Source organism: Arthrobacter sp. lap29, assembly GCF_032458965.1.
Classification (GTDB): Bacteria; Actinomycetota; Actinomycetes; order Actinomycetales; family Micrococcaceae; genus Specibacter; species Specibacter psychrochitiniphilus.
In genome coordinates, this window is record NZ_JAUCEK010000007.1 from 87,170 (window position 1) to 104,759 (window position 17,590).

General features: G+C 59.4%; 10 protein-coding genes. All 10 read left to right on the top strand.

Features of this window, described 5'->3' with window-relative positions:
- The first annotated feature begins 65 nt into the window (after positions 1–65).
- Positions 66–2,273 carry a glycogen debranching protein GlgX gene (glgX, locus tag RY113_RS13005; RefSeq protein ID WP_315914893.1) on the top strand — a complete coding sequence of 736 codons (2,208 nt, stop codon included), beginning with the start codon at positions 66–68 and terminating at the stop codon, positions 2,271–2,273.
- A complete protein-coding gene (gene treY, locus RY113_RS13010) occupies positions 2,273–4,648 on the top strand; it encodes a malto-oligosyltrehalose synthase (RefSeq protein ID WP_315914894.1) in 2,376 nt (791 codons plus the stop codon). Before glgX ends, treY begins: the two co-directional genes overlap by 1 nt.
- A gap of 27 nt (positions 4,649–4,675) precedes the next feature.
- A complete protein-coding gene (gene treZ, locus RY113_RS13015) occupies positions 4,676–6,463 on the top strand; it encodes a malto-oligosyltrehalose trehalohydrolase (protein WP_315914895.1) in 1,788 nt (595 codons plus the stop codon).
- Between the two features lie 34 nt (positions 6,464–6,497).
- Positions 6,498–6,860 (top strand): VOC family protein, encoded by a 363-nt coding sequence (locus tag RY113_RS13020; RefSeq protein WP_218868079.1) that lies wholly within the window; start codon positions 6,498–6,500, stop codon positions 6,858–6,860.
- A gap of 280 nt (positions 6,861–7,140) precedes the next feature.
- Complete coding sequence (locus RY113_RS13025) at positions 7,141–8,121, top strand: ATP-binding cassette domain-containing protein (RefSeq protein ID WP_315914896.1); 981 nt, start codon at positions 7,141–7,143, stop codon at positions 8,119–8,121.
- Complete coding sequence (locus RY113_RS13030) at positions 8,121–8,966, top strand: ABC transporter permease (RefSeq protein ID WP_315914897.1); 846 nt, start codon at positions 8,121–8,123, stop codon at positions 8,964–8,966. The genes RY113_RS13025 and RY113_RS13030 overlap by 1 nt, the downstream gene beginning before the upstream one ends.
- A gap of 216 nt (positions 8,967–9,182) precedes the next feature.
- Positions 9,183–10,142 carry a helicase HerA domain-containing protein gene (locus tag RY113_RS13035; protein ID WP_315914898.1) on the top strand — a complete coding sequence of 320 codons (960 nt, stop codon included), beginning with the start codon at positions 9,183–9,185 and terminating at the stop codon, positions 10,140–10,142.
- A 432-nt stretch (positions 10,143–10,574) separates the two neighbouring features.
- Positions 10,575–14,897 carry an LPXTG cell wall anchor domain-containing protein gene (locus tag RY113_RS13040; protein WP_315914899.1) on the top strand — a complete coding sequence of 1,441 codons (4,323 nt, stop codon included), beginning with the start codon at positions 10,575–10,577 and terminating at the stop codon, positions 14,895–14,897.
- A gap of 99 nt (positions 14,898–14,996) precedes the next feature.
- Positions 14,997–16,496 (top strand): SpaH/EbpB family LPXTG-anchored major pilin, encoded by a 1,500-nt coding sequence (locus RY113_RS13045; RefSeq protein ID WP_315914900.1) that lies wholly within the window; start codon positions 14,997–14,999, stop codon positions 16,494–16,496.
- 9 nt (positions 16,497–16,505) lie between these two features.
- A complete protein-coding gene (locus tag RY113_RS13050; protein WP_315914901.1) occupies positions 16,506–17,495 on the top strand; it encodes a class C sortase in 990 nt (329 codons plus the stop codon).
- Positions 17,496–17,590 lie beyond the last annotated feature (95 nt).

The following is a 17,590-nucleotide window of genomic DNA, read 5'->3' on the forward strand; positions in this document are numbered from 1 at the left end:
TGACGTGCACGCACTGAAAGCGCGTGCGGCACCGCACAACGCTGATCTCTCACTCTGGAGGACACTTGGAAGTTTGGCCTGGAAATGCCTACCCCTTGGGAGCCACCTTCGATGGAACGGGCACCAACTTTTCGCTCTTCAGTGAACGCGCCGAGAAAGTGATGCTGTGTCTTCTGGCCGAAGATTTGACGGAGACAGTCATCGAGATGGAGGAAGTGGACGGCCACGTTTGGCACTGCTACCTTCCTGAGGTGCAACCGGGCCAGCAGTATGGCTACCGAGTTCATGGACCGTACAGCCCTGGGCAGGGCCTGCGTTTTGACCCGAACAAGCTCCTCATGGACCCGTACGCAAAATCCATCCATGGTCAGATTGACTGGGATCCTTCCTTGTTCTCCTACCAGTTCGATGATCCGGACGCGCGGCAAGAAGAAGATTCAGCACCGCATGCCATGTACAGCGTGGTCATCAACCCATTTTTTAGTTGGGACGGGGACCGCCAGCTGCGCATCCCGTACCACGAGAGTGTTATCTACGAAGCCCACGTTAAGGGCCTCACTGCGCTCCAGAGTGAAATACCCGAGGAGCAGCGCGGCACCTATGCCGGCGTTGCCCATCCGGTGATGCTGGACCATTATCGAAAACTTGGCGTCACCGCCGTCGAACTCATGCCCGTCCATCAATTTGTCAACGATGGCACGTTGATGGAGAAGGGCCTCAGCAACTATTGGGGCTACAACAGCATCGGCTTCTTTGCCCCGCAGAACACCTACAGTTCCTCGGGTGAGCACGGCGGCCAGGTCCAAGAATTCAAGGCCATGGTCCGCGACCTTCACAAAGCGGGGATCGAAGTCATTCTCGATGTGGTTTACAACCACACCGCAGAAGGCAACCATTTGGGGCCTACCTTGTCCTTCAAGGGCATCGACAACGCGGCGTACTACCGTCTCGTTGAAGATGAACCCCAGTACTACATGGACTACACCGGTACAGGAAATTCGCTGAACGTCCGGCATCCCCACTCCTTGCAGCTCATCATGGACTCCTTGCGCTACTGGGTGCTGGAAATGCATGTGGATGGCTTCCGTTTCGATTTGGCGTCCACCTTGGCGCGTGAATTCTATGCCGTGGACAAGCTTTCCACCTTCTTTGAAATGATCCAGCAGGATCCGGTTATTTCGCAGGTGAAACTCATTGCCGAACCTTGGGATGTGGGCCCTGGCGGTTACCAAGTGGGTAACTTCCCGCCGCAATGGACCGAATGGAACGGCAAATATCGGGACACTGTGCGAGATTTCTGGCGGGGGGAACCGGCAACCCTTGCCGAATTCGCGTCCCGGCTGACCGGATCTGCGGACCTGTATGAAAATTCCGGACGCCGCCCCGTGGCCTCCATCAACTTCGTCACAGCTCACGACGGATTCACGCTGCGGGATCTGGTCTCCTACAACGAGAAGCACAACGAAGCCAACGGCGAAGACAATAACGACGGCGAATCGCACAACCGCTCGTGGAACTGTGGGGTTGAAGGCCCCACAGATGACCCTGCTGTGCTGACCCTGCGCGCACGCCAGCAACGCAATATCATCACCACGCTGCTGCTCTCTCAAGGCGTTCCGATGATTGTGCACGGGGATGAACTAGGCCGTACCCAGCAAGGTAACAACAACACCTACTGTCAGGATTCCGAGCTCAGCTGGGTGCATTGGGATGCTGTGGACCAGCCCTTGGTGGAGTTTACGGCCAAGGTGAACCAGATCCGCTCCGACCATCCCGTTTTCCGGCGCCGCGGCTTCTTTGACGGACGGCCGGTTGTGCGCGGAGAAGGCGAAGCTCTCCCGGACATCGTCTGGATCAGGCCGGACGGGGCGGATATGCGCCCCGAAGACTGGGACAGTGGATTTGGCCGCTGCGTGGGCGTCTTCTACAACGGAGAAGGCATCAGGGAACAAGACAGCCGCGGACGCCGCATCACTGACAAGAGCTTTTTGCTTTTGTTCAATGCCGATGACCAAGCCCTGAACTTCCAACTCCCCCCTAAGGAATATTCTCCGTCATGGGAGATTCTGGTGGACACTGCAGGAGGCGCCGATAAAGAGCTTCCCGATGCTGGCGCAACCGTTGAATTGGCGGCAAAGTCCACGATGGTCCTGCGCGCCTATTCCGGCCCAGAAGAACTGGTTGACTACTCCGCCGCAGCGTCTTTGGCTGCCATGACCCCGGACACCACGGACGAACCCGAAGGTGACACCCCAGCCGAAGGAGCTGTGTGATGAGAGTCCCCTCTTCCACATACCGGCTGCAACTGAACGCCGACTTCACCTTGGTTGATGCGGCCAACACCGTGCCATACCTGAAGTTGCTGGGCGTGGATTGGGTGTACCTCTCCCCCATTCTGACGGCGGAAAAGGGCTCAACTCACGGGTACGACGTCACGGATACCTCCACCATTGATGCCGACCGTGGCGGTCCGGAGGGGCTGATGGCTCTCTCCCAGGCGGCGCGCGAGGCGGGTCTTGGCGTGCTGGTGGACATTGTGCCCAATCACATGGGAGTAGCAACACCCAAGGCGAACCCCTGGTGGTGGTCCCTCCTGAAAGAGGGCCAGGACTCGCCGTGGGCCAGCGCGTTCGACGTCGACTGGGCGGCAGGAGCGGGGCGGATCCGCATCCCCATTCTTGAAGATGATCAAGATGTTGAGGTCCTTGAGATCAAAGATGGCGAGCTCTGCTATTACGAGCACCGCTTCCCGCTAGCACAGGGCACGTTCTCGGAGGGCCAGACAGCGGCCCAGGTTCATGAGCGGCAGCACTACGAGCTGATCGGGTGGCGCCGGGCAGACTTTGACTTGAACTACCGCAGGTTCTTCGCCGTGAACTCGCTGGCCGGTCTGCGTGTAGAGGACCCGGAGATTTTTGCCCAGTCCCACCAAGAGATTTTGCGCTGGTTTGATGAGGATCTGGTGGATGGGCTGCGCATCGACCATCCCGACGGTTTGGCTGATCCGGAAGGTTACTTGCACCGGCTCAGAGAGGGAATTGGCGGCAGGTATGTGCTGGTGGAGAAAATCCTCGAGCCGGGCGAGGATCTTCTCCAAAGTTTCGATTGCGAGGGCACCACGGGCTACGACGCCTTGGCGGACATAGACCGGGTGTTCATTGACAACACCGGGCAGCCGGGCATCAATGCTGTCAGTGCCACGCTGCGCGGCGGTCCAATACCGGACTACGAGGAGACCATCCACGGCACCAAGCGGCGGGTCACGGATGGAATATTGCACTCGGAAATGCTGCGGTTGGCCCGGCTGGTGCCGGAGAACACCAGATTGGGTGTTGAGCACTGGGCTGATGCACTCTCTGAAATCATTGCCTGCTTCCCCATCTACCGGACGTACCTGCCAGAGGGTGCGCAGATTTTGCAGGCGGCGTGCGCCGAGGCTGCCCGCAGGCGCCCCGACCTCCAGGATGCGGTGGGGATCCTTTTGCCGCTGCTGCTGGAGGTGGGCCCGGACCACGGCGCTGAGCTGGGCCGTCGCTTCCAACAAACCTCCGGTATGGTCATGGCCAAAGGGGTGGAGGACACCGCCTTCTTCCGCCACAACCGCTTGGGCACTTTGACGGAGGTGGGGGCGGACCCCACGGAGTTCGCCATCCCACCGGCAGAATTCCACGCCCGGATGCGCCGCCGTCAGGAGCGGATCCCGCTATCTATGACCACGTTGAGCACCCATGACACCAAACGCAGCGAGGATACCCGGGCCAGGATTTCTGTTTTGGCGGAACTGCCGGCTGTGTGGGGGCAGTTTGTGCAGCGCATGCAGGCCTTGGCTCCGCTGCCTGACGGACCGCTGGCCAATTTGCTGTGGCAGGCCATAGCCGGTGTCTGGCCGGCGGACCGCGGCAGGCTTCACGCTTACGCTGAAAAGGCAGCCCGTGAAGCCGGGAAATCAACCGATTGGGCCCACCCGAAGGAGAGCTTCGAAGAGCGGTTGGCGGAGGTGGTTGATGCTGCCTTCGACAACCCGCAGGCGCACCGCGAGCTGGAGACGCTGGTTTCCCTGTTGGAGCCCTATGGGGCATCCAATTCTCTCTCCGCAAAAATTGTTCAGCTCACCATGCCCGGCGTTCCGGATGTCTATCAGGGTACCGAGCTGTGGGACCGTTCCCTCACGGACCCGGACAACCGCCGGCCCGTCGATTTCCGTGCACGCCAGCGGATGCTGGAGCAGCTGGACGAAGGCTCGCTGCCGGCGTCGGCCGCTGGGGAGCAAACAAAGCTGCTGGTGACCTCGCGTGCGCTTCGGCTGCGCCGCAGTCACCCGCAACTGTTCGCCGGCTACACCCCCGTATATGCCCAAGGTCCGGCAGCGAAACACCTGCTGGCCTTCAGCCGCGATGGCGGTGACGGCCAAGGTGCGCTGACACTGGCAACCAGGCTTCCCCATGGGCTGAAACAAATGGGCGGCTGGCAAGAGACTTACATCCGCCTAGCCAGCACTATGTCTGATGAGCTGACGGGCCGCACCTTCACGGCAGGCGAGGTACCCGTAGGAGAGATCCTTTCCAGCCATCCCGTGGCCCTTCTGAAACCCGAGAGCCACCTCGAGCCGCTATCAAGTGGCCTGGCTCCGGACGCTACCCCCGTTTAATCCCTCAAGAGTGAAAAGGAGAGTGCCTTGACCCACCAGGGACCAGAGCGCGGACGCTTCGATGTGTGGGCTCCGGCCGCAGAAACTGTTATTCTGCGCGCTGACGGGACGGAACATGCCATGACGCGGTGCAGCGACGAGCCCGCCGGAGATGAGGGGTGGTGGACCTGTCCAGGTGCCCCCACGGGCGCTGAGGTGGATTACGGCTACCTGCTGGACGAGGACAGCACTCCCCTGCCGGATCCGCGCTCCCGCCGGCAGCCCAACGGTGTCCATTCCCTCTCGCGCACTTTCGATCCCACCGCTCACATGTGGAAGGACAGTCACTGGCACGGCCGGGAGCTGACCGGTGCGGTGATTTATGAACTGCACCTTGGCACCTTCACAGATGCGGGCACGTTGGATGCGGCAGCGCAGAAGCTGGATTACCTGACAGAGCTCGGCATTGACTTCATTGAACTGCTCCCGGTCAATGACTTTAACGGCACTCACAACTGGGGATACGACGGCGTGCTCTGGTATGCGGTCCATGAGGGCTATGGCGGCCCGGCTGCCTACCAGCGTTTCGTCGACGCGGCACACAGGGCGGGGATCGGCGTCATCCAGGACGTGGTGTACAACCATTTGGGTCCCAGTGGGAACTACCTTCCCCGTTTTGGTCCCTACCTCAAAGAGGGGGCCGGCAACTCTTGGGGCGATTGCGTGAATTTGGACGGACAGGGATCGGACACTGTCCGGAGCTACATTCTTCAAAACGCTGCCATGTGGCTGCGGGACTTCCATGTGGATGGCCTGCGGCTGGACGCCGTCCACGCGTTGGAGGATGAGCGGGCACGGCCCCTTCTTGAAGAGCTGGCAGAGATGTCCCAGGCCGTCTCTGCCGAGACCGGCCGGGCCGTGTCCATGATCGCAGAATCAGATCTCAACGATCCAAGGCTGCTGTATCCGCGATCGGAAAATGGCAACGGGCTGCGAGCGCAATGGTGTGATGACTTCCATCATGCCGTGCATGTCAATGTCAGCGGCGAGACCGCGGGTTACTACGCAGATTTTGATTCAGTGGGAGCGCTTGCCAAGGTATTACAGGAGGGCTTCTTTCACAACGGGAGCTACTCCAGTTTCCGTGGCCGCCATCACGGCCGGGAGATCAACAAAAAGATGGTGCATCCCTCCGCGTTGGTGGTGTGCAATCAGAATCATGACCAGATCGGCAACCGTGCTGCCGGCGATCGTTTGTCACAGACCCTGGAGTATGGGCAGCTAGCAATCGCCGCTGTGGCAACACTAGCTTCGCCCTTCACACCCATGCTGTTCATGGGGGAGGAATTTGGGGCCAGCACGCCGTGGCAATTCTTTACCTCCCATCCCGAACCGGAGCTGGCTGAAGCCACTGCGAGGGGTCGTTTGGAAGAGTTCGCGGCAATGGGATGGGACCCAATGGTGGTCCCCAACCCGCAAGACCCTGAGACGTTCACCCGATCCAAGCTCAAATGGTCAGAAGTCGCCCACGGCGATCATGCACGGCTTTTAGACTTGTACAAGAGGCTGATCTCTCTGCGGCGATCCACCCCCGAACTTAGCCAGCCGGACTTTGCTGCCACCTCGGTCCTCTTTGAAGAGGACGCGAAGTGGCTGGTATTGCGCAGGGGCGGGATCAGTGTGGCCCTGAATTTTTCCGCCAAAATGGTGGACGTGCCTGTCCATGGACAGCATCTACTGTTAGCCACTGACGGCGGGACCCAGCTAACTGGTGCTGGTTCCGAGGCCGCGTTGACATTGTCAGGTTATAGCGCGGCCATCGTAGCGGATCGCTAAGTTGATTTTGCCGTTAGAAGGAGCCCCCGTGGACATGCGTTTGGAATTGGTTCCGCTGCCTTCAACGGATGTTGAGCGCAGCAAAGCGTTCTACATTGATCAAGTGGGTTTCAAACTAGATCATGACATTGAGCCCGGCAACGGCATGCGCGTGGTCCAGCTGACACCCCCAGGATCAGCGTGCTCCATTGTTATTGGCGTGGGCATCAGCGATCCCACAGCAGCACCAGTCCATGGCTTGCATTTAGTGGTGGATGATCTTGACACCATCCGCCGGACACTTCTTGGCACCGGGGTAGAGGTGTCCGAGGTCAGCGATATGGGCGGGGGCGTCCGTTACGCCTACTTCAGCGATCCCGACGGGAATTCCTGGGCTCTACAACAGATCTCCCGTTGACACGCCAGGTGCTACCCAGCGGTTTATATGGACCCCGCCGGATCCAGTAAGCCGTCTGAAACTTGGTTGAGAGTTACATGCTGGCTGTAGTCACCCCACGGTTGGATGAGGATGCGCGGCAGATAGAGCTCTTGACGTGTCCGCTTCCTACCACTTGAGGAAGTGGTGATGGCGCAATGCTCCCGCACCCGCAGGGTCTGCCGCAATTTATCCAGTTCCTAGGACACATTGATGATCCTCACCTCTAGGATCATGAACTGGATTCACTTATGCTGTTTCGATGATGTTCGTTGAGGCCCAAGGCCTGACCAAGATCTACACGCCTAAAGGGGCACCACCGGTCCGTGCGCTCGACGGGCTTGATCTTTCCGTGCCCCAGGGCTCTGTTACTGCACTGCTGGGACCCAACGGTGCAGGCAAGACCACCACAGTTAAAGTGCTGACAACGCTGATCACGCCGAGCAGCGGGAGCGCCTGCATTGATGGAATTGATGTCCTGAAGCATCCTGGCAGCATCCGCCCCCTCATCGGAGTATCCGGTCAATACGCGGCTGTTGACGAGAACCTGACAGGCTTCGAGAATCTGGATATGGTGGGCCGGCTCTACCACTTGGGCGCCAAGGCATCACGCCAGCGTGCGCATGAGCTCATCGAACTATTCGATTTATCGGATGCGGCTAACCGCCCGGTTAAGGGCTTCTCCGGAGGGATGCGCCGGCGCATTGACCTTGCCGGTGCGCTGGTAACTCGTCCCAAGGTGTTGTTTCTGGACGAGCCCACAACAGGACTTGATCCACGCAGCAGACTGGGAATGTGGGATGTGATCACCACCCTTGTAGGGGAGGGCACAACCGTTTTGTTGACCACCCAATATTTGGAGGAAGCGGACAGGCTGGCTGACAGCATCTGCGTCATTGATGATGGCAAGGTAATTGCCCGCGGCACCGCGAACGAGCTCAAAGCCTCCTTTGGCGGACAGCGCCTGGAACTGAACCTTGTCACTGCAGGCGACAGCGCTACAGTGGCCCAGATACTGGCGCGTGTTGGGGATGCTGAGCCGGCAGTGTCAGCTGATGGCCATGAACTGAGCGTGAGCGCACAAGACGCCCCCGCCGCATTACAAGAGGTGTTAGCGGAGCTCGAATCCCGCGGCATCAAGCTCTATGATGCCGGGATGCGCCGTCCCACCCTGGACGATGTTTTCCTTCGGTTGACCGGGCATGGTGCCGAGGACCATGTTGCTAAGGACGGGGGTTCCTGATGAGCGCCACGAACAGCTCAGAGCCACCAGCCCCCACAGTGGCTGTGCGGTGGGCGCGTTGGTTCACGGATGGGTGGATCACCACCCGGCGCAACCTCATTAAAATCAAGCGGGTCCCCGATGTGCTGGTGTTCACCACGTTGCAGCCCATCATGTTCGTATTGTTGTTCACTTACATTTATGCCGGGGTCATCGATATTCCGGGCAGCAGCTACAAAGAGTTCATCATGGCAGGAATTTTCGCCCAAACCGTTGTTTTCGGTTCAACATTTTCCGGATCCGCGATGGCCCAGGATCTTCGTGACGGCATCATTGACAGGTTCCGGACACTGCCTATGAGCCCTTCAGCGGTGCTCATAGGACGCACCAACGGCGATCTTCTCATCAATGCCATCTCCATGGTGGTGATGATGGCGACTGGCTTGATAGTGGGTTGGAGAGTGCGCTCCAGCTTTCTGGAAGGCGCCGCCGCCGTGGCACTGCTCTTGCTGTTTGCTTACGCCTTGTCATGGATGATGGCATACCTTGGGATGCTGGTCAGGAGCCCGGAAGTCATCAACAATGTCTCATTCCTGGTCTTGTTTCCGCTCACCTTCATTTCCAACGCCTTTGTGCCGAGTGCAACGCTGCCCACACCTCTTCGGGTCTTCGCCGAGCTCAACCCAGTCTCGGCGTTGGTACAGGCAGCACGGCAACTCTTTGGAAATGTGCCACCTGGTTCACCCGTGTCAGATGTCTGGACCCAACAACACTCCATAGCTACAGTGCTCATTGGCATTGTCATAGTCCTGTCAATCTTCGTTCCGCTGTCCGTCAACCGATTCAAGAACATCAGCTCACGCTAAGAGGCTGTTCTCGCCAGCGTGGGAGTACGCCGCGTTTCGGGCGGGAAGCTGTGCCCCACCACTGGTAAAAAACCTTCCCTGGAAATGACTATGAGACGGAGCCCTTCATTATGCTGGAACAACAGAGCCTCCAACACTTATTCATCGAGGGAATTGCACCATCCCCGCCGCTTGAACCGCCCCGCCACCCGCACGATCAACGAAGAGTAAGAGACCATGACTGACTTGATTATTGGTTCGCGGACCGACGTTTCCGATTCCGGCGTTTCCCTGCGGGCTGAGCGGTTCAACAGGCACACTTTTTGGTGCGGGCAGAGCGGCTCAGGGAAAACCTATGCCTTGGGTGTGGTGTTGGAACAGCTTCTCCTGCACACAGAGCTGCCGTTGCTGATTCTGGATCCGAACGCTGACTTCACCCGGCTAAATGAAGTTCGCAGCGATGCGGACACGGAAGAAGCTAGGGCATTGGCAGAAATTCCCGTGCGGATCTTGCATTCCACCAGCACTGACGGAGAGCAAGTGCGTGCACGGTTCACCGATCTCTCCGTTGCCTCAAAGGCTGCAGTGCTCCAGCTGGACCCCATCGCCGATGCAGAGGAATTCAATGTACTGCTGCACATCGATGTGGATCCCAAAACGTTTAACAACGAAAGTTTCATCACTGGGCTGCGAGCCAGCAACGATCCCGGCAAACTGAAACTGGCCAACCGGATCGAGAATTTGCAGGTTCTGGAGTGGGATCTGTGGTCAAGGGGCGTAGAAGCCATCACGGACGTCATTGACGAGGCGCACAACGTCTGCTTCCCCACGCCGTCCACTCCGGTAGAACGGGCACTGACCGAACAGCTTGTCCAAATAGCGGCGGAGGGGCGCAAGTTTGGATTGTGGCTATTTCTCTCCACACAGCGCCCCACTAATATCCACCCCAACGTTCCCTCCCAATGTGACAACGTGGGGCTCATGCGCATTAACTCACCGAGGGACTTGGTGGAGCTTGCCGAATCGTTTGGCTTCATTTCCGAGGAGGTGCTGAACCAGGCACAGGACTTCCGCCAGGGCCAATGCCTCTTTGCCGGAGGATTTGTTGACGGAACGGTACTGGCCCAGATGCGCACACGAATTACTGCCGAGGGCGGCTCAGATGTTCAGGTGCCAGTTCCACGCAGCAGCACGTGATTGGCGGATCTTTTTCTTCGTAATAAATCCTCCGACCACCGTAATCTTAACCATCTTCCTTGCACTGCTTGCGGATCCCCGCCAGCAACAATGACTGAGCCAGCACGGTGCTTTTGAAGTCACCAGACACCTCGTCAACGAAGCACTGAGAGCAGGACATACAAATATCAGAGCTCCCGTGCCAGCGAATCCCTGCTGGTTTCAATGAGAGTTCATGCCTCTGCCCCGCGCTTGTAAAAAAGCCTGCAGTTGTACCGCCATATGACTGCTAAATCGCAGTTGCAAGGCGCTTGACGCTCTGCTACATTCATCAATGTCAGCGTGGCCTCTAGCGCGCAGACTCCGGATTTGGGGGAGCCTCATCTTGGATTTTTGGTGCTCAGCGTCTCCTCCGTGGTGGACGTTTGGCAAACGACCTCAAGGAGCCTCCCTTTGGATCATCCAAACGGTCTGTTGCGCGCCCTGAGGGGATCGGGATCACGGCTCGGTATCCGCGCTATTGCGGCCGTGCTCTCTTTGGTGGTGTTCAGCGGGTGGGGATTGAGCGCTGCCTCATTACCGGCCACGGCAAGTATGCTCGCCACGCCAGTGGATCCTGCTTTCCCGCTTGGGGCCTCGGACGATCTGGCCGAGCTTGAACCGTCCTCCTCAATCATGACGCCCACCCCTGCACCTACTCAGGCCGCATCAGAACCAGCCCTTACCGAGGACCCAACTGCGGACGAGCCTCAGCCATCCACCTCCGGCATGGGCCCCGCGCTCCTTCCTGTCTCCCCGCTTAACTCACCTGGCTCAAACCAGGATAAAGGATTGAGTAATGAGGGATCAGAGGCCGAATCGGGCCGGGCACCGCCCGTGGCATCAGCTGGATCCAAAGACTTCCGCACCACTGCCAGTTTTCTTGCCGCAGGCTTCTCTGAGGCGCCCCGTCAAGTGTGGACCGAGTCCTTCGAGCAGGGTCTAACGAACACAGCCAGCGGGCTAACCGCCTACTCCGCGGGGCGATACACCGGCTCGGCAGGTTGGATCAACCCAACCAGCTGCACGGGAGTTCTGCTAAATTACATCTCGCCGTACCCGAACCCGTCGTTTTGTCCCACGCAAGCACTCCAGACACGCGGCCAATCGTCACTCGCTGCACGCGAGGCCCGCCGCATGGCCGATGTTCTTGGCCAGGTAGCCGCAGGCGTTAAGGGCTCTACGTCATCGCAATCACCCACCAACGGTTCCACAGCCAGCACCCAGACTAACCATGCACTCATCGCACTTCCTTACGGCGCAGTCACGGGCGGTACGACAGTATTGCAGTCCACTGCGGGAATTGGCATAACCGCCCCTGACTCCAGGTACTACGCGCTGGGGATGAATACCATCGGAACGCAATGCGGGAACAACAACGCATCGCTCTCGCTGAACCTGGTCTCGGGCACGACTACCCTCCTGTCCGGATTCCCGACTGCTGTGGTTCCCTGCACGACCACCGGCAACGTGTTTTATACATCCCCTGCCCTTCCCACGCTCGCCACAGTCAATAACATCGCTGACCCTGCATTCTCGGCCTCCGTCCGCGCCGCGAGCAACACCGGTTCCAAGGCAGCACTTCTGACGCCCGCGCAGATTTCTGCCGCCCAGGTGGAGCTCGTAAACACCGTGACGGGTTCTGGTAGCGGGTTTGGTGTTGATAATCTCCGGGTTCTCGATGTCACCCCCGCCCTTGATGCCTCCTTCGAGGTAGCAGGTGCCACCTCGACAGTACCCACCAGCCTTACCTACTCCATCACCAATACCACGGATCTGCTCGCGAAAACTGACTGGGGATTCTCCACCGCACTCCCCCCGGGACTCTCGGTGGCACCGAACCCCACGGTTGCGGGAACGTGCACCAACGCGGCCGGAACCCCGTTCAAAGTCACGGCCACGGCGGGAACGGCTAGCATCTCGGCGGTCGGTGGAGACCTTGTAGCGGGTGCAACCTCCTGCACCATTTCAGTGGCCGTGGTGGCAGCAAGTTCTGGAACTTACACCAGCGGAACAGTGACCCCAGCGGGACTCATCAGCTCACCACCCGATAGCCTCAGCGTCGCCGCCGCGACCACCATCACAGTCCGAAAGAACCTGCCGTCACGCACAACCGCGACGGATCAGTTCACCCTGACACTGCGCATGGGAACGAGCAAGCTCGCGGAAGCTACAACCACGGGCGCCGCCACCGGGATCCAGGCCTCGCAGATCAGCCGCTCCGTTGTGCAGCCCGGCTCAACCTACACAATTCACGAAGCACCACTGTCCGGCGCAGGCCTTGGCTATTCCAATGGCTACGAGTGCATCCGGGCCGGGACCGTGATCGCCTCCGGACCAGGAGCCGCGGGCACCATCACTGTTCCCGACGAAGAAGGTGCTGAAATTATCTGCACCTTCACCAACACCACGCAAACCCCACGCCTCTTCTGTGACACCAACCACTTTTATTCCATAAACGCCACAGGCGTTTTGGAACAAGGCGATATCGTTTCCGGAAGTGTCGTTCCGGTAGGCACGTGGCCGGGTGTAACCGCCTCCAACGCCCTCGGCATAGGCCAAAACGGAAATCTCGCCTACGCACTGGACCGATCCTCCGATGCGAGCGATGTGTCCTCGATTCTTAAATGGACTCCAGGCGCCGGGTTCCAAAAGCTGGCAAACACCTCCTACACAACCATGGCGGGCGGGTCTCAGATCAATGGCAGCATCGTTGCCGGTGCGATTGATTTAGCAAGCGGCCGCTATCTCTTTGGCGCCTTCGCTAACTCCCAGTTCTACCTCTGGAGCTTCACCGAAACAAACCCGGCCGCCACCCGGTTCGCCTACGTGGGCGCGTTCCCCACAGGAGCAGCCCCGAACGGCAACGGTGATATGGCATTCGATGCCGGCGGCAACTTGTATGTGGTTGGCGCTGCCACAGCAAACTCCACCAGTAGCGCAACAATCTACACGGTGACGGCCGAGACGATCGCCGCAGCCTCGGGCGGCACACTGGCCGTCAATACCTCGGCTACCAGACCGTTTGTAGGGACAGAGGCGGCCTTCACTAACGTCAACGGCATCGCGTTCTCGCCGCGCGGCACCGTCTACCTGTCCAATGCGAGCAACGCCTATGAATTCGATGCCACAACCTGGACCCGCGTCAACGGCACCGAACGCATTGCTATCAACTCCGTGGACCTTGCGGGCTGCTCCTCCCCGCCAACAATCACTGTGCAAAAGAACGTGGTGGGGCGCCAAGTTGCGAAAGACCAGTTCACGCTGACGGCATCGGCAGGATCACCACTGTCAGTGTTCGCCACGGCAACCACAACCGGATCCGCCACCGGCCGCCAAAACGCGCAGATCGGCCCCTTTCCCACCCAAATTGGCACTACTATTACGATCTCCGAAACCATGGCCGCCGGCTCCACTTCCGCAATCAATGCCTATACAACCATCTATGAATGCTGGGCTGACGGGGTGAGGCTGAGTTCAGGTACCACCACAACTGGCGCCGTTACCATGCCAAATAAGCTCAGCTCGAACGTGAACTGCACATACTTCAACTCTCCTGCACCAGTCACCAGTGTGCGGATCACGAAGACTATCCGGGACTTCTCAGGCCTCACTCGCCCCGGGGTCGACTGGAGCTTAGGCACAACAGCTACTGCAACTACGGGCACAGCGACTGCCCTGCCGAGCGAGTCGCTTAGACAACAAAGCAATGCTGCAGGCCAAGCCAACTGGACAGTGCTGTTCGGTTCGGCAGCTTCACGGGCAACAGTAGTTGTCTCGGAAGTCCAGCAGGAGGGCTTCGCCTTCGTCAGTGGCTCGTGCACGGTGAACGGCGCAACCCGGCCCGTCACCTTCACCCAAGTCGGTTCCATCATCAGTGCCAGCGTCACCGCAATAGCTCCCGCGTCGGCTCTGGAATGCACCATCATCAACCGGCCAACGGCGTCCCTGACACTCGTAAAAGCAGTTACTTTCGGTTCCGCGCTGACAACAGACTGGACCCTTAGCGCCGTCGGACCCGCCGGAGCGCTTCCAGGACCCGCTGGACGATCAGGCACGGCTGCAGCCTCGGGAGTTCCGGTCACTCCCGGTGTTACCTATCGTTTGACTGAAGCTGGTGGTCCGCTCACCTACGTCCAAACTGGCATCTGGCAATGCCGCACGGGGACGGGTGTGCCAGTCGAGACCACACCCGCAGGAGATCTCATCCCGCTAGCCAGTGCCACAATCACGTGCACCGTGACGAACGCAACGGCCTCCATCACGTTGCTCAATCGGGTTCAAAACCCCCAACCAGGCTTCCAAGCTCCGGATTGGAAACTTACCGCTACCCCGGCCCCGCTTACGGGTGGGCCCTTGCCAACAGAGATCCGGCCCGGCGCCGATTATGTCAGTTCAGGCAACCCAGCGAACACCTTCGACGTCAGACCAGGCCACAACTACACGCTGACAGAAGCGGCAACCGATCCGTCCCGGCGCCTTGCGTACCAGGAAATCCGTCTCGAACAATTGACAGGGTCAACGTGGACCCCTGTCTCTGCACGCACAATTTCAGCTCCGGCTCCCGGTCAGGCTGCGGTCTACCGCTTCGTCAACGCGCCGGTGGAACCCACCACATTGCCGTTGACCGGCGGCACCAGTGCCGACGCGTTCTACATAGGAGGGGGATCGCTGTTAGTTCTGGCATTCACCTTCTTGTTGTGGCACCGGCGTCAACGAATGCGGGGCGCCTTCTGATGATGTAAGCATCTTCCCCGGCCAGCTAAGTTTCCTACTTTTACTCGTTCTCTTTGCGCTTCCTTTTAGAATCCGCACTTCACCCATAGGAGTTACCTCGTGTCCATTTCCATCCTTGGCCGGCTGACCGCCGTTGCCGGCGTGCTTGCGCTGAGCGCAGCGGCTGCCCTGGTCACCGTTGCGCCAGCGTCAGCACTCACGCAGTCGGGCAATATTGATCCGACGATCGCCCGAACCCTGACCATCCACAAGTCAGCGCTAGGACCCCAGAACGGTCAACAAATCGGCACCGGACAGGAAGTCACCGTTCCCGGCACGCCACTCTCAGGCGCGACTTTCACCGCAGCACTCGTTCAGGGAGTTGACCTGACCACACCAGAAGGTTGGACCGCGGTCTCCGCCCTCACTCCCGCCACGGCCGCCTCACGTGTGACTGTTAGCGACACATTCACGGCTACCACCGGGACCAATGGTGTAGCAGTATTCAACAGCGGTGACACCATGCCGCTCGGTCTCTACCTCGTGACAGAAACCGTGTTGCCAGTCGAGGCAACTAACCCAGCCGCACCGTTCCTTGTCACACTGCCTTTCCCCACAGGGCCAGGTGGCGCACCGGCAAACCAGTGGGTTTACGACGTGCACGTCTACCCCAAGAACGCTGTCACGGATCTGACGAAGACGCGCATCCCGGCGGCGGCCAATTCAGTAGAGGCGCGCAATCCCGACCTCATCCGTTGGGCTATCAAAGCCGGCATACCAACCCTCGCCTCCGGCGACAGCGTTGAGACGTTCAGTCTCACTGACACTCTTCCTGTTGAACTCAGCTACCTTGCAACCGGGCCCACCGGAGTTGCCCCAACAAGTGTGCGGGTGGAGAACGCAGCCGGCATAGCCCAGAACTTCGCCGACGGCACTGATTACAACCTCGGATACGAGGAGGCCACACGCAACCTCACCGCCACGTTCACCCCTGCCGGCCTCACCCGTCTAGCCTCCTTGCCCGGTGGAGCAGTGACGCTCACCGTGCTGACCCGGGCCGTGACCATCCCCGCAAGTGGAATCATCACCAACACTGCAACCAGCGTTGTGAACGGCGCCAGCGAGACAGTCACCGGCAACACGCCGATCGGCCAGCTCACCGTGTTCGCATTCCAGAGCGAGAACAACGTGCGCACTCCGCTCGCGGGCGCCGTATACCAGGTGTTCCTCAACCAGAACGACGCCAACCTCGGCCAGAACGCGGTCTTCATCAACGGCATCCAAAACTGGACTACCGGCGCGAACGGCATTGTCGAAATCCCCATCATCACACCGGGCAACTACTATGTCCGTGAACTCACCCCGCCGGCCGGATTCCAGCTGCCAACGCCCAGCCAGGTGCAAACACAGGTTGTCGCTGGCCCGAGCTCAACCACCGCTCCGGTACAGAACTACGTCGAATTCAAGCACGACCAAGTTCCGGCCTTTGCACTGCCTCTCACCGGTGGTGACGGCGCCCTATGGTTCACCGTCGGTGGTATTGGACTCATCGCAATTGCCCTCGGCACCGCGGTCATCGCTGCACGTCGTCGTGCCGCTCTGACATCCGTAATCGCGTAATATAGCACTATGAAGCAGAGGGCGGGGCGTCAGAAAGATGCCCTGCCCTCTCCTGATTTAAACGAAGCACTCAGCAGTGCCGCTATTGCCCCTCCCCCAATAGTTCCGACGCGGCGCGAGCTGCGTAGGCAGCGGCGTTGGCGACTTTCGGCACTACCCCTGCTGGTTGCGCTGGCGGTCACTGCCGGATCCGCACTGCTGCTCTATCCAGCCGCAGCCGCTTGGTTCACCGCCGTCGAGCAGTCACAGGAAATCGACAAACTCACCCGAGGCATCAACGACCTCGGCGCCGAGACCTTGCGCGAGAGACTCACCGAGGCACGCGCCTACAATCAGGGCTTGAGCGGGGGTGGCGCAGCCATCGCGGCAAACGAACGGTTGCCGCTCGCGAACGAGATTCCCTCCGACGTGGAGCGAAAGTACCTCTCCATACTTCGGGGCGATTCCGAGGGCTTGATGGCGCGCATCAGAATCCCCTCTATCAAAGTTGACCTGCCGATATACCACGGCACAAGCGAGACAGTCCTTGAACACGGCATCGGTCACCTCGAGGGCACAGCGTTGCCTGTGGGCGGACCGTCCACACACTCCGTTGTCACCGGGCATAGAGGCCTTGCAACTTCGGAACTTTTCACGAACCTCAACAAGGTTGTGGTCAATGACACTTTCACAATCGAGGTCTTCGGTGAAGTTCTCACGTACCGTGTCGCTGAAACCATCGTCGTGGCTCCGGAAGACACAGAGAGCCTCTTCATTCAGCCCGGCAAAGACCTGATAACTCTCGTCACCTGCACCCCCCTCGGGATCAACAGTCACCGCATCTTGGTGACGGGTGAACGCATCATTCCCACCCCACAGACGGACCTGGACGCATCGGGTAAGACCCCCGACGTGCCCGGTTTTCCTTGGTGGATGTTCATTGCCGGCGGCGTGGTCCTGAGCGCAGGGACGTACGTGTGGGTATCGGGACGGCCACGTAAAAATCTCAATGTGATGTAAGTGGTGGGAATCCCCACGTGGCCTGAGTAAGTCCTCTGTGCTGAGCCATTAGAGAACCGTTCCTCTGTTCCATGAGGGAATACACCGCAGTCTTA

What these genes read in the sequence shown, in the direction of transcription:
- treY (WP_315914894.1), top strand. Translation starts at nt 2,273, where the DNA reads ATGAGAGTCCCCTCTTCCACATACCGGCTGCAACTGAACGCCGACTTC.
- RY113_RS13020 (WP_218868079.1), top strand. Translation starts at nt 6,498, where the DNA reads ATGCGTTTGGAATTGGTTCCGCTGCCTTCAACGGATGTTGAGCGCAGC.
- RY113_RS13025 (WP_315914896.1), top strand. Translation starts at nt 7,141, where the DNA reads ATGATGTTCGTTGAGGCCCAAGGCCTGACCAAGATCTACACGCCTAAA.
- RY113_RS13030 (WP_315914897.1), top strand. Translation starts at nt 8,121, where the DNA reads ATGAGCGCCACGAACAGCTCAGAGCCACCAGCCCCCACAGTGGCTGTG.
- RY113_RS13035 (WP_315914898.1), top strand. Translation starts at nt 9,183, where the DNA reads ATGACTGACTTGATTATTGGTTCGCGGACCGACGTTTCCGATTCCGGC.
- RY113_RS13050 (WP_315914901.1), top strand. Translation starts at nt 16,506, where the DNA reads ATGAAGCAGAGGGCGGGGCGTCAGAAAGATGCCCTGCCCTCTCCTGAT.